Annotated in this window: 11 protein-coding genes; 6 read left to right on the top strand and 5 right to left on the bottom strand. The window is 47.1% G+C overall.

Annotated features, from left to right (window positions below):
- The first annotated feature begins 434 nt into the window (after window positions 1-434).
- Window positions 435-2153, top strand: coding sequence for an acetolactate synthase 3 large subunit (locus LRP49_RS10655; protein WP_274142112.1), 1719 nt, complete (start codon window positions 435-437; stop codon window positions 2151-2153).
- Window positions 2153-2650 (top strand): acetolactate synthase small subunit, encoded by a 498-nt coding sequence (gene ilvN, locus LRP49_RS10660; RefSeq protein WP_274142113.1) that lies wholly within the window; start codon window positions 2153-2155, stop codon window positions 2648-2650. Before LRP49_RS10655 ends, ilvN begins: the two co-directional genes overlap by 1 nt.
- Window positions 2651-3031: 381 nt before the next feature.
- Here ilvN and pykF read toward each other — a convergent pair whose 3' ends face one another.
- On the bottom strand, window positions 3032-4444 hold the full coding sequence (gene pykF, locus LRP49_RS10665) for a pyruvate kinase PykF (RefSeq protein WP_274142114.1): 1413 nt from the start codon (window positions 4442-4444) through the stop codon (window positions 3032-3034).
- A 636-nt stretch (window positions 4445-5080) separates the two neighbouring features.
- On the opposite strand from pykF, the gene LRP49_RS10670 reads away from it, so the two are divergent.
- Window positions 5081-6517, top strand: a complete 1437-nt coding sequence (locus LRP49_RS10670; protein WP_274142115.1) for a transporter substrate-binding domain-containing diguanylate cyclase — start codon at window positions 5081-5083, stop codon at window positions 6515-6517.
- Here the strand turns inward: LRP49_RS10670 and LRP49_RS10675 are convergent.
- Window positions 6514-7425, bottom strand: a complete 912-nt coding sequence (locus LRP49_RS10675) for a GGDEF domain-containing protein (RefSeq protein WP_274142116.1) — start codon at window positions 7423-7425, stop codon at window positions 6514-6516. The genes LRP49_RS10670 and LRP49_RS10675 overlap by 4 nt on opposite strands.
- A gap of 755 nt (window positions 7426-8180) precedes the next feature.
- Here LRP49_RS10675 and LRP49_RS10680 point away from each other — a divergent pair.
- Window positions 8181-8975, top strand: a complete 795-nt coding sequence (locus LRP49_RS10680) for an enoyl-CoA hydratase (RefSeq protein ID WP_274142117.1) — start codon at window positions 8181-8183, stop codon at window positions 8973-8975.
- Window positions 8976-8984: 9 nt separating this feature from the next.
- Window positions 8985-10607: an acyl-CoA synthetase gene (locus LRP49_RS10685; protein ID WP_274142118.1), complete on the top strand. Its 1623-nt coding sequence runs from the start codon at window positions 8985-8987 to the stop codon at window positions 10605-10607.
- Between the two features lie 36 nt (window positions 10608-10643).
- On the opposite strand, the gene LRP49_RS10690 is transcribed toward LRP49_RS10685, so the two are convergent.
- Window positions 10644-10997: a hypothetical protein gene (locus tag LRP49_RS10690; protein ID WP_274142119.1), complete on the bottom strand. Its 354-nt coding sequence runs from the start codon at window positions 10995-10997 to the stop codon at window positions 10644-10646.
- 238 nt (window positions 10998-11235) lie between these two features.
- Window positions 11236-12261 carry a DUF6929 family protein gene (locus tag LRP49_RS10695; protein ID WP_274142120.1) on the bottom strand — a complete coding sequence of 342 codons (1026 nt, stop codon included), beginning with the start codon at window positions 12259-12261 and terminating at the stop codon, window positions 11236-11238.
- Window positions 12262-12571: 310 nt separating this feature from the next.
- Between LRP49_RS10695 and LRP49_RS10700 the strand changes: the two genes are divergently transcribed.
- The gene (locus LRP49_RS10700; protein WP_274142122.1) at window positions 12572-12874 is read left to right on the top strand and encodes a hypothetical protein; all 303 of its coding nucleotides are present in this window, start codon (window positions 12572-12574) and stop codon (window positions 12872-12874) included.
- Window positions 12875-12943: 69 nt separating this feature from the next.
- Here LRP49_RS10700 and LRP49_RS10705 read toward each other — a convergent pair whose 3' ends face one another.
- Window positions 12944-13864, bottom strand: coding sequence for a LysR family transcriptional regulator (locus tag LRP49_RS10705; RefSeq protein WP_274142124.1), 921 nt, complete (start codon window positions 13862-13864; stop codon window positions 12944-12946).
- Window positions 13865-14071: the final 207 nt, after the last annotated feature.

Genomic DNA, 14071 nt, shown 5'->3' on the forward strand with positions numbered 1-14071 from the left:
ATCGCTTCTCTCTATGAATCTTTGTAATTCGTCTCAAAGCCGCAAATTTTGATGTTTTCTGTGCCAGATCTCCCCCTCATTACGAACAGTAAATTTTGTTAACTGGCGCATTTTTAGGGTTTGATTCTGATTTGGTGGGTCGTGGCAGAGCCTTTGATGATGTATTTCTAATCAATTAGAGTTTTAGTGTGATTTTCGGTTAACCAATAGACACATTTGCTAGCAAAGCGTTAAAGTTGTTGATACTCAGACAGCCTCACGTTGCTGGTGTATAACCGCAGATTTGAGGCTGTTTAAGTATTGCTACTTTGATCCTTGTTACGACCGGGGTCAAAAGCATAGCTGGCATGGAAGTCAGCTAACAGGCAGTTACGCCGACTTCCATCACTAGGCTACAAATAAGTCCTAATACTATGCATACATGGAGGCATATAGTGGAAATGTTGTCAGGAGCCGACATGGTCGTTCGTTCGATGATCGATCAGGGTGTAAAACATATCTTTGGTTATCCAGGCGGTTCAGTACTGGATATCTACGACGCACTGCACGAGAAAAGCGATATAGAGCACGTGCTCGTTCGCCACGAACAAGCCGCAGTGCACATGGCTGACGGTTATGCACGAGCCACTGGTGAAGTGGGTGTGGTGCTTGTCACTTCAGGCCCCGGCGCGACGAATGCGATAACAGGCATTGCGACAGCTTATTACGACTCCGTTCCTCTGGTTGTTCTGTCCGGTCAGGTTATGAGTAACTTGATTGGTAACGATGCCTTCCAGGAATGTGACATGGTGGGTATTTCTCGCCCCGTTGTAAAACACAGCTTTCTGGTGAAAAACACCGAAGACATTCCTAAGATCATCAAAAAAGCGTTTTTCTTAGCATCCACTGGCCGTCCTGGTCCTGTGGTCGTCGATTTACCAAAAGACATGCTAAACCCAGCGAACAAATTCCCTTACGAATACCCTGAAAGCATGTCCATGCGTTCTTACAACCCAACGACAAGCGGTCACAAAGGGCAAATTAAGCGTGGCTTGAAAGCCTTGCTGGAAGCGAAAAAGCCTGTCCTGTATGTCGGTGGTGGCGCGATCATCTCTGAGTGCGGCGAGCAAATAAAAACGCTGGCTGACACCCTCAATATTCCGGTAATCAGCACCCTGATGGGGCTGGGAGCCTATCCGAGCACAGGCGATAAAGCACTGGGTATGCTCGGTATGCACGGCACATACGAAGCCAATATGGCGATGCACAATGCCGACCTTATTTTTGGTATCGGTGTGCGTTTTGACGACCGAACCACGAACAACCTTGAGAAATACTGTCCGAACGCCAAGGTCATGCACATCGACATTGATCCAAGCAGTATTTCGAAAACCGTGTCGGCCGACATTCCCATTGTTGGCTCGGCGGACGTGGTGCTCAATACCATGTTACGTATGCTGACTGAAATGGGCGGCACCAATGATGTTGACGCGTTAGAAACGTGGTGGAACAGCATCAATGTCTGGCGTGAACGCCAGTGCTTGAAGTACGAAACCAATAACGAGCGCATCAAGCCGCAACAAGCGATTGAGGCCGTCTACAAGATCACTAACGGTGACGCTTACGTGGCCTCAGACGTAGGTCAGCACCAAATGTTTGCGGCACTTTACTATCCGTTTGATAAACCCCGCCGTTGGATTAACTCCGGTGGCCTCGGTACCATGGGCTTTGGCTTGCCAGCGGCCATGGGCGTCAAATTCGCGCTACCTCAAGCGGAAGTAATTTGTGTGACCGGTGATGGCAGTATCCAGATGAACATTCAGGAACTGTCGACCGCATTGCAATACGACATCCCCGTCAAAATTATCAACCTCAACAACCGTTTCCTCGGCATGGTGAAACAGTGGCAAGACATGATCTATCAAGGTCGTCACTCACATTCCTACATGGACTCTGTGCCTGATTTTGCCGCCATTGCCGAAGCGTACGGCCATGTGGGTATTCGCATCAGCGATCCGGCCAAACTCGAAAGCGAGCTTGCGCGTGGTATGGCGATGAAAGACAAACTGGTCTTTTTCGACATCAGTGTTGATGAAACCGAGCACGTCTACCCAATGCAGGTACGCGGCGGTGCAATGAATGAAATGTGGTTGAGTAAGACGGAGAGAACATAATGCGCAGTATTGTATCGATTTTGATGGAGAATGAACCGGGCGCATTGTCTCGCGTGGTCGGATTGTTTTCTCAGCGTGGCTATAACATCGAATCTTTGACGGTATCACCGACCGACGATTCAACCTTGTCACGTTTAAACATCACCACCACCGTCGTGAAAGAATCAGAGCGCGAGCAGATAGAAAAACAACTGCATAAGCTTATCGATGTTCTGAAAGTTAGCAATGTCACGGATTCTGACTATATCGAGCGTGAACTGGCGATGGTCAAAGTCAAAGCGACAGGCTTTGCGCGTGCGGAAGTGAAACGTACAGCGGATATTTTCCGTGGACAGATTGTTGATGTGACAAATTCGCTTTATACCGTTCAACTCACAGGAACGAGTGAGAAGATTGAAGCGTTTATCGCGACTATGAAAGAAGTGACAGATATCATCGAAGTCGCACGAAGTGGTGTGGTTGGTATTGCTCGTGGTGAGCGCGCGTTGCGTCAATAAGCATTACGCCTTGTCTCAACAAAAAGCCGACAGCAAATGCTGTCGGTTTTTTTATAGTTGGCAAACTTGCTTTTCATTGCTCAAAATGTAGACTGTCGAGCTTCGAAAATTTGAACAACTTTTCATCACCGAGAGGCTGATCGTGTTCCGTACAATCAACAAAACGTTGGTAAGGTTAACCACCTTATCGCTCGTGGTGTTGTCGTTGAAGGTAAGCTGGATTTATCTGGTACCGATGGCGATATTGCTACGCACGCATAAAACGGAATTGACACGCTGGTAATGGATTGCCAAATGCTGTCCAGTACGCTGTAAACTGGGATAGAGCAGATACAAAAAAGGAGCCGAAAGGCTCCTTTTTTTATGCTGTACGCGGTTCTATTACAGAACGTGTACAGATGCAGTGTTAGTAGTACCTGAAGCAACCAGTGCACCAGAAACCATAACAACGATGTCGCCTTTAGCAGCCAGACCTGACTCTAGAGCGATTTCTTTACCACGACGGTAGAACTCATCAGTGTTTTCGAACTGATCAACAACAACTGAAGTAATACCTTTGCTCAGACACAGTTGAGCAGCAGTTTTCTCGTTAGTTGTAACAGCCAGGATGTTCGCAGTTGGGAAGTACTTACGGATTGAACGCGCAGACTTACCCGCTTCAGTAGCAACAACGATCAGAGGAGCACTCAGCTTCTCAGACGTGTCTACTGCGCCTTTACATACTGCTTCAGTGATGCGTAGACGTGGGCTGTCCAGACGTGAACCCAGCTCAGCTTTCAGAACGCCGTCAGTACGTGATGCGATTTGCGCCATGATGGTCACAGCTTCAACTGGGTATTTACCCTTCGCAGTTTCACCAGACAGCATTACTGCGTCAGTACCATCAATGATTGCGTTAGCAACGTCGCCCGCTTCTGCGCGAGTTGGACGTGGGTTTTTGATCATTGAGTCCAGCATTTGAGTTGCAGTGATTACAACTTTACGTGCACGGTTACATTTCTCGATCATCATCTTCTGAGCGAAGATTACTTCTTCTGCTGGGATTTCAACGCCCAGGTCACCACGAGCAACCATGATACCGTCAGACAGTTCCAGGATCTCGTCGAAGTTATCTACACCTTCTTGGTTTTCAATCTTAGAGATGATCTGGATGTTTTCGCCGCCGTTCGCAGTCAGCAGTTCGCGGATTTCTTTAACGTCAGATGCTTTACGGATGAAAGATGCTGCAACGAAATCAACGCCTTGCTCACAACCGAATACTAGGTCGCTCTTGTCTTTTTCAGACAGTGCTGGCAGGTTTACAGAAATGTTTGGCAGGTTAACGCCTTTGTTTTCGCCTAGGTCACCGTTGTTCAGAACTTTACAGATAACGTCAGTGTCTGTGGTTTCCAGAACTTCCATCTCGATCAGACCGTCGTCAACCAGGATAGTCGCGCCTTTTTTCAGGTCTTGTGCGAAGCCAGGGTAAGTAACCGCTACACGCTCAACATTACCAACAACCGTTGCGTCAGTAGTGAAAGTGAACGTTTGACCAGCAACCAGAGATACATCGTTACCGCCTTCCAGTTTAATGGTGCGGATTTCAGGACCTTTGGTGTCCAGCAAGATTGCCAGTTGTTTGCCGGTGTTAGACATCACTTCACGCCAGTTCGCAATACGCGTACCGTGCTCAGCGAAGTCACCGTGTGAGAAGTTCAGACGCATAACGTTCATGCCAGCTTCAGCCAGCTTAGTCAGCATCTCAACAGATTCAGTTTTAGGGCCAATCGTACAAACGATTTTGGTCTTTTTCATTGTAGGGTTCTCTCCGGTCGAACTTTTACCCAGTGGATAAACGTCGCTGTAGTCACGATTCAGGTGCTTGCCGTTTGTAATAAAACAACAAGTTACTGCGTGGTGAGCGGCAGGATTGCACTATGCTCTTACAGCGTTAATTTGGTTCATGACAAAAACAATTGTGTTGTCCAAATGTCTTCCACCATTTGCACAACACAACTCATCCATGACGAAGCGGGCTCAGTATACACTCTTAATGTGATGGAATTTTGATCGCAGGCAATGGAAGATGCCTTATTCCTATTAACATTTTATGAATCAGGTTGAACTGATGATATTTCGACCCAGCCTCGGGGCCGTAAATTTACCACAAAATGTTGGTCAAATCACTAACTGACACAGGTTGCATTAAAAGCTGTAAAAGTGCGAAATTACGGCGTTAATTGTACATAAAGTCGCCGAATGTTCAATTTGTGGTATGAAAGTAAACTGAAATTTAATAACGGAATGAAAAATTTTTTTTCATGCTTCTCACTTGGCTAGGCAGAACTAGACCTAGATCTAGGTTATTGATATTCACCGGATGAATGGGTGGTAACTCGAACCGTTTTTGAGACAATGGTTGCCTATTTGCGAAGGGATTGGCAGAGGTAGATGGAATTCAGGCTGCACCAAACGAGACGATGGCGTTCATTTTTTTGGTTATTTTTTATCCTATTTATCGCCATCCCATCCTATGCTGACCCGCAAACACTCACCATTACTAACTCTCACAGTTGGAAGCCGTTTTCCTATGCCGACAAAGGGGTTCCTCGCGGGCTTCTCGTGGATTTCTGGCGACTTTATAGTGAGGTAAATAACACACCGATTGAGTTCGCACTGACTGATTGGAATGACTCCCTTCTGGCAATGAAAGAGGGAGGACGCATCGTTCACGGCGGGCTGGTATATTCCTCGCAACGTGATACCTACCTAGACTACGTAGCCGCGATTTTTGAGTTATCCACGTCTCTTTATGTATTAAATGATGAAGAGGGACGAAAAACAGATCGTATTCTGCCTTGGATGGAAATCGGCGTCGTGAAAGGGGGCTATGAAGAGGAATACATTAAAAAGAACTTCCCGCTTGCTGTCACGGTACCGTTTAAAAACAATGCTGCGCTCATTGAAGCTGCTATGAAAAAAACGGTAAAGCGAATTATTGTCGATACTCAAGTCGCGACGTACTATTTTTCTCTGCAGGATAATCCTCATCAATTCGTCCCAATTGACAAGGTGTACACCAAGAATATCTCTGTCGCCGTTGCGGAAGGCAGTCACGAATTATTGCACGAAATCAAAGCAGGTATCGCAAACATTCCAGCTTCTGAGTTGCAGCGTATTGAGCAGAAATGGTTAAACACAAGCACGCGTGACACGTTACCTTCATGGTTAGCTCCTGTTTTATCGGCGTTTTTTATCGGCATGTTGATCAGCTATGTGTACATACTGAAATTAACCGTTCGACGCAAAACCCGAGCACTGCAGTTGGCAAATTTAAAGTTGGAAGAGTTTGCATACACAGACTCACTGACGGGCTTGTTGAACCGTCGGGGACTGGAGAAGGTTTATAGTGGCCCGAAAGTTGAGCAAATCATTCGGAAAAACTGCCTATCGGTAGTGATGATCGACATCGATCATTTTAAGCGTATCAACGATGTACATGGTCACCTAAAAGGTGATGAAGTGCTGATATCTATCTCGGACTCGCTTCGAGCGAATATCCGTGAAGCGATTGCTATATCGCGATTGGGCGGTGAAGAAATCTGTATTTTTCTTTCATCTTGCAGTGAAGAAAAGCTTGAGCTGACTTGTGATTACATACGCAGCTATCTGATCCAGATGGCTTCTCAGCCAGAGATCAATTTAAACGTCACAGCATCAATGGGTGCACTGCTGGTTGATGAGCATTATGGTGAGATGAAATTGGACGTTTTAGTCCACTATGCCGACTGCCTGATGTATCAAGCAAAACGGGCCGGGCGAGATAAAGCGGTCATTGCTCGTTATTCTGCTGTATCAGCCAGAATGAGCAATGAGCCAGCATTTTAAGCGTTTGCGGCGTCTTTAATTGCCAAGGTTTCAATCACACCGTTGAAAACTAGTCGATTACGACCCGTGTTTTTCGCTTTATACAAAGAGTCATCTGCACGCAGTGAGACCGTAAGGAACGACTCTTCAATATCAATCTGTGTTGCGCCAATCGACACGGTGCAATTGATGGAAAGCGGTTGTCGTGATGTATGGCTCACACGTACCACATACGCTTCAATTTCTTTGCGCAGGCCTTCTAATCGTTCAATCGCTTGCTGCTCACTATCAGCCCAAAACAGCAGTGCAAATTCTTCTCCGCCCAGTCGAGATGCGCATTCTCCTGGATCTGAAAAGCCCTCAATCAGTTTGGCGACTTGCCTTAGCACCAGATCACCGACAGGGTGTCCCCAACTGTCATTGATGCGTTTGAAGTGGTCAATGTCGACCATGGCAAGAAAGCGTGCAGGGGAGGAAGATAGGGAAGATTTGTCGAATTGCTTGGTAAGATAGCGTCGATTGAATAGATTGGTGAGATCGTCGCGGTTGGCCATGTCTCGCAGTGTTCGTTCTCTTTTTATTTGGTCTGTCACCACACTGATAAACGTACACATGGCTTTTTCGCCGTACCAATCGACCACTTTGTCAGTAATCTGAGCAATCATTGGATTGCCTTTTATGTCAGTATGATTAATGACTTCAGGCGGCGTTGCTTGACCCGTTTCAATTGCCCGCTCATATCTTCGTTGTGCTTCCGGCCAGTGCGCCTCCTCAAACAAGACGCGAATACTTTCTAGCCCCAGAACATCTTCTGCCGTTTCCAACCCGCTGAAACGGGCAAAGGCATTGTTGGCATATTTGGGGACAAAGTTGATGTGTATAACACAGGGGTTGGGGTGGATATCGAGGATATCTTTAAAGTTGGGCATTGTTGGGCAGCTGCTGATGTTCAATTACGGATCATTATTCTTATTGCGATCGCGTACACACGACCGGTGTATTTACGTCCAACTTTTTAGTGCGAAAACCTTACGGAAGCAATGCTTTTTACATTATTTTAGGTAGCGATGCACAAAAATAGCGTGCCACTTCCAGCTTTGACGTTGAAATTAGGTAATTTTTTAGGAATGAAACTATACACCTTTAGACACCTAAGGCCCGTGCGTGCGTTCTCATAGGACGTGATAAATGCGGGTTATAATGACTCTTATTGATAAGCCTCTTAAATGTTTTGATAAAGAAAAGCTGTAGGGCAAATAGCACGCATTTTTGACTTCTTCATCATGGCATTAGAGATATAAAAATGGACGTATGGTTGGCTAAAAATGCGAAAAATCCTGATTGTGCTCTGACTTAAGTTAGCCAGATTGTGGCTGCTAACACGAATCAAGAAAGAGCATCAAGCAATGTCTTGAAATCAATATCTTTACGTCAAAACCTTAAAAACAATGTCATGAAATCAATACTGACATTGCCACGTTTCACGAAGCGTGACTGAATGAACACTGACGTGTTCATACCCTCCTTATTGGTTGCGTCTTTCGCATGCGACAAACGCAATAATTATCTCGCGCCACCTTCCAGAACGATTATTCCTGTCCTGTACTTGAAGAGAAACCAAGGAAAGAGGCGAGGTTGCATGCACGATGTGAGCGCAGCCGGCCCTTGCAAACAAGGAGTCAGGATGAGCGAACCGATTGAACAAGCATTGAGTGATAACGGCGTGTTAAGGCTAACACTCAATAACCCTCAACGTAGAAATGCACTCTCAATGTCCATGATTGCTGCCTTGCATGACGCCATCAAGCAAGCTGATGTCTCTACGGCGGTGAAAGTGATCGTTCTCGGGGCGAACGGCCCGGCATTTAGTGCCGGACACGATCTGAAAGAAATTACGGCGGCAAGAGAGCAACCTGATAAAGGCCGCGCCTTTTTCTCAACGTTAATGGGGCAATGCGCCGCGATGATGACGGACATCGTCACTTGCTCAAAACCAGTGATTGCGGAAGTTGATGGAATTGCTACCGCGGCAGGGTGCCAGCTTGTTGCCAGTTGTGATTTAGCCTATGCCTCAGACACCTCACGCTTCGCGACACCTGGGGTCAATATTGGTCTATTTTGTTCGACCCCCATGGTCGCACTCTCTCGAAATGTCGCGAACAAACATGCGATGGAAATGCTACTGACCGGAGACATGTTCTCCGCGTGTGATGCCGAACGAATTGGCCTGATAAACCGCGTGACCGACAGTGAATCACTTAAAACGTTAACCCATGATATTGCCTCAAAAATTGCCGAGAAGTCGTCGATGACGCTTGCGATCGGCAAGGCGGCGTTTTATCGCCAAAAGGACATGGACCTCGTACAAGCCTATGCGTATTCAGCCGAGGTGATGGTCGACAACATGCTGACCAAAGACGGGGAAGAAGGTATTACGGCGTTTGTTGAAAAGCGCCCTCCTGTTTGGCGAAACGAATGAGGTGAGCGGATGGCAAACCCGTATAACACTGGACTGGATCGTAACCCTGCAAACTATCAGCCTCTGACCCCGTTAGGTTTTTTGGCACGTACTGCTGCGAACTACCCGAATGCGACTGCAATCATTCACGGTGAATTAAAGATCAGCTATCAGGCGTTTTACAACAGAAGCCGCCAACTTGCCTCTCAACTGGCCAAGCAAGGGTTAGGGCGGGGTGATACCGTCTCTGCGCTTTTGGCAAACACACCTGCCATGCTCGAATGCCACTATGGTGTGCCGATGGCAGGTGCGGTTCTTCATTCCATCAATACGCGATTGGAAGCCGCAACCATTGCGTACCAACTGGATCATGCTGAAGCGAAGGTGATGATCGTCGATCAAGAGTTTCTGTCCGTCGCTCTCGACGCGCTCCAAATCGCAACGGTGTCGCCGACACTCATTGTGTATCGCGATCCTGAATGGGCGACCAGTTCAGAAGAAGGCGCGGCTACCCAGTACCCAGACTACGAGGCGTTCGTGGCGCAAGGCGACCCCTCTTTTTCTTGGTTAATGCCAGACGATGAATGGGATGCCATCTCCATTAATTACACCTCGGGCACCACAGGAAACCCCAAAGGGGTCGTATGCCACCACCGAGGCGCATACCTGCTCGCATTGGGTAATGTGTTTACGGCGGACATGCCGAAGTACTCCGTATACCTGTGGACACTTCCCATGTTTCATTGCAATGGCTGGTGTTTTCCTTGGACGATGTCTGCTATTTGTGGCACACATGTTTGCTTAAGGCAGGTACGAGAAGTCCCGATTTGGCAGGCACTTCACGAGCATAAGGTGACCCATCTTTGTGGTGCGCCGATTGTCATGGATATCATTCTTTCAGGTACCCACAGGGTGCTGCCTGATAAAGTGGCGTTTTTCACCGCGGCGGCTCCGCCACCAGAGCGTACCCTTGCCAATATGCAGCAAGCGGGCTTTGAGGTAACGCATTTATATGGGCTGGCTGAAGTGTACGGGCCTGCGGTGGTCAACGAATGGCACCGAGAGTGGGATGATTTACCCGGCGATCAACAAGCTCGTTTGAAAGCCCGCCAAGGGGTAAGGTACTTGCCGTTGGAAAATTTGGATGTGTTCGCCCCCGCGACCATGATGCCAGTGCCTGCTGACGGGAAGACGTTGGGTGAAGTGATGTTTCGCGGCAATGTGGTGATGAAAGGCTATTTTAAAAACCCCGACGCGACAGCGTTGGCATTTGAAGGAGGCTGGTTTCATTCGGGGGACTTAGCCGTGAAACACCCTGATGGGTACATTCAGCTTAAAGATCGTTCGAAAGACATCATCATCTCTGGCGGGGAGAACATCTCCTCAATAGAAATTGAAGACGTGTTGTATAAACACACCGCCGTGGCAGTGGCTGCCGTGGTCGCTTGCCCCGATGAAAAATGGGGGGAAGTGCCCTATGCATTTGTTGAATGTGCCGATGGGCAAAACGTGTCTGAGGATGAGCTAAAAGCGTGGTGCAGCCAACATATGGCTGGCTTTAAAGTCCCCAAACACGTTGCCTTTACCGCGATCCCCAGAACACCGACAGGGAAAATACAAAAGTTTCAGCTGCGGAACAAAGTGAAACCATAAGCGTATTGGCTTCCCCGTTGATGTCGAACCTGTTTGCTAAGGAATAGGTTCGGCCTCGTGGCTGACCAAATCAGCTTTTAGTAACGCCTCCAGTGCTGACCAGCCATCAATCTCCGTCGTACCTAACGTAAAGCGTTTTCCGGTGAGTTTGCCATAAAGATGGTGCTTCACATGCTCAGTTGGGTATTGGATTTCACACCGAATTGTCGGCGTGACTGGGTCTAAATCAAACGCCACTAAGGCAACAGGAATATCGCTGCGAGCGTTACCCATGTTCACACGCAGAATAACGGGTAACCCCTCATCTGTCGTGAACATATACACGGGCACCACACGGTTCCTATTCCCGCTGGGCAATAGTTTTTGCAGATAATCGAGTCTGTCTAACATTGCTGTTTAACCCCACTAAAAGTAAGTCTACATGCATCCTAACTTACAATTTCACTATAGCCATAAAACGACTGTTTGAAATATGACGTACTCAGAACGGGATCTGTGAATTGTTGTAATAAATAAAGAATAAGTGTCGGGTAGCGGCACTTTGTACCCCCAACAGAGGGAGAATGGGGGGCGAAATGGACGAAACAATCCCTTGAGTGTGCTCAAGGGATTGTAGGGTTTCAGTAATTTATTTTGCCGCTGGTTGGTCAATGGTGAACGTAAAGAACTGGCTTGTGCCATTGTCGTTGTCACTCACCACATACCCTGACACTTGGTCGGCATTTTGTTGATCAACGGCGATAGACTCCGCCTTGGTGATCAAGGGTTGACCGCCGCTTTGCATCAATTGGCTGTATTGTGTTAGGTCGATGTTAGCTTGGTTATTGAGTGCGTCGATCGGAAGTACCCCGACAAAGCTACCTTGGATTGCGCCGTCATTAACACTGCTTTGGTTGTTACCTTCAACAGAAGCGGTGTAAATCAGGCTGTTGCCATCTTGCCAGAAATCCGCACCCGAGAAGCACGCCTGAACGCCATTAATACTTGGCAGCTGCGCGCGAACCACATGCAGCGAAGGAATGGTAGTCGCTTTACCTTGCAGATAATTCAACATGTCTGAAGTCTTCATCATGAAGACGGCATTTTTGCCTTCGTTACCCCGGTTGAAGATATAAGTTTCATCCGCAGAGTTAGCAATGCCCTCAATGTTGATCTTTTCGTTGTCCGTAAAGCCCGCAGCTTTGTGCAGATCTGCGTAGAAGTTTGAGAGTGACAGCTTAATATTGCCACCACCATTGGCAGGAATGAGATAAGCGTTTTCGCGCAATTCTTTTTTACTGCCCGAACCAACCACGAAATAGTATGGCTGATTATTGTAATTAAGCAGTGTCATCGCTTCAAAATCGGGTTTGATCTTGTGGTCAATGCGGTTGTCTTTATTAACAGGGAAGGTATCGATAAGCGTGGTGTCATCAATGGTAAAGTCTGGCGTTACATTGAACAGCCATGGCGAGTCATCACCTGACACAATGATATCGTCGTCGTCGTTTACGACCATGGCCGAGCCCGATGGCAGATTTTGGTTAATGGTTGAATCTGCAATAGCAAAATCAAATTGCTCTGGTTGAGCGGGCTTTTCTGAACAACCACTAACGAAAATTGCAATCGAAGCGAGAAGACCGGCGGTAGCGTAGTTTCTGGTCTTTGTTTTCATCTTAATACCTACATTCATCAAATGTTTCGACGAACCGAATGTACACCCAGAGCGTGCATGCGGAAGCCGTGAAAACATAGATTGAGAGAACAAATTCGTTTAACACGCTCATTGGGTAGGTCGGGTTTTCTACATCAAACAGGACTGGCTTGGGCTCAGCCAACCAGTATCACTTTGTAGAAAAAGGAGAAATACATGCTGGGGGCTTAGTGCATTTCGAGAGAGGGTATCTATAGTCAAAATTATTGGCTGTTTCTGCTTATGCACGAAGCATTAGTGACTCAAAACCCCATTAAGGACATCGTACCAAATGAACAAGACACTCCCTGCATTGCTCGCATTCACTTCCATTTTATCGTTAGCACCAACAGTAAACGCCTTTGAGCTAAAACCGTTGACCAAAGAAGAACTCAAGCCATTTTGCCAAAACTCGATGATTTGGGGGCAATTCAATGTTTCAGAAGCACAGTGCTTAGAGGTCGCGGTGCCTTGCTCTAAAAGCACGTTAAAGCCAGGAATGAACTTAGGACAAGCCACGGAAGCACTGTTTAGCTGCACCTTCAGTAAGCTAGGAATAGAACTGCCTGAGTTCGATGATGAAGATGACTTTTAGGCGTTTGTTCTGTTCGCTCGCTCCGCTATTTTGATGACCAACTGATGCTGAGCTACTTACTGACGTTGGTTACTTATGGCTGCCTTTTGATATATCCATAAACCATGAAATGACCTTATCAACCCGCTTTGGTTGGTTGAAGGTGTTCAATTTGATGATATAGATATCGTTAACCAGCGGGGATGTGATTGGCGACGCGACGTTGCACTCTTCCAGCTTTTTCTCATCAATGTATTGCTGAACACAATGGCGGGGGAATACCGACACACCCAGCCCTCCCAATACCATCAAAATTGCACCTTCAATGCTATTGATGCGCCCCGCGAAGTGGACGGAGAGATCACTGATAGAATGAAGGTTTGGATAAAAGTGTCGACGCCAGAAGTTGAAGTACACATCCATGCCGGGGTATTCGATGTAGTTGTAGTCGAGGATGTTGTCTTCATTGATCTCTGACACGTCACAAGACGGGGCGGCCACCATCACGTACTCTTCCTGACAGAAACTGAAATACTCCAATCTGGGGTGGTCAACTTTCTCGGTCACAAACCCAAAATCCACCTGACTCGACAACACGTTATCGAACACCTGACTGTTGTGGATCAGCGTTAAATCAATTTCCAACCTTGGATAATTCAAACGCCGCTCAAGCAACATCGGGAAGTGGGGTGACAGCAAGCACGATGGCGGCATTGCGTATGCCACAACACCTTCTATCTGATTGAAGTCGGTTTCTACTTCCTGCGAGAAGTCACTGTTGAGATCTTCAAGATTTTTAATGTGTTGAAGAAGCTTCTTGCCTGCATCTGTCATCACCGGGCATTTCGGGGTACGGATAAACAACTCATACCCAACCTGCTCTTCCAGGCTTCGAATATGTTTGCTGATATTGGCTTGTGTCATTGCTGCCATTTCTGCGGCATCGTTAAAGCTGCGGGATTCAGCGACTGCTTTAAATGCGCGAAACAACTTGGGATCCAAATGCATCATGGTTCTTTTCCTAATACCCAAACCGCCCGAAGTTGCCGGTTTCAGGTTGTGGGGCATACACCAAACGAAAGATCAGAGTGCGCTTACAAAGTTCACGGTGAGGGGGAATTTAAACGCGGCATTACATTTAACCCATTAGCCTCATCGACTTGAGTGTACTATTAAATTCATACACATAATGTCACATTCCAAATACATAATTGAAAT

It is taken from the genome of Enterovibrio qingdaonensis (assembly GCF_028683135.1).
Lineage (GTDB): Bacteria > Pseudomonadota > Gammaproteobacteria > Enterobacterales > Vibrionaceae > Enterovibrio > Enterovibrio qingdaonensis.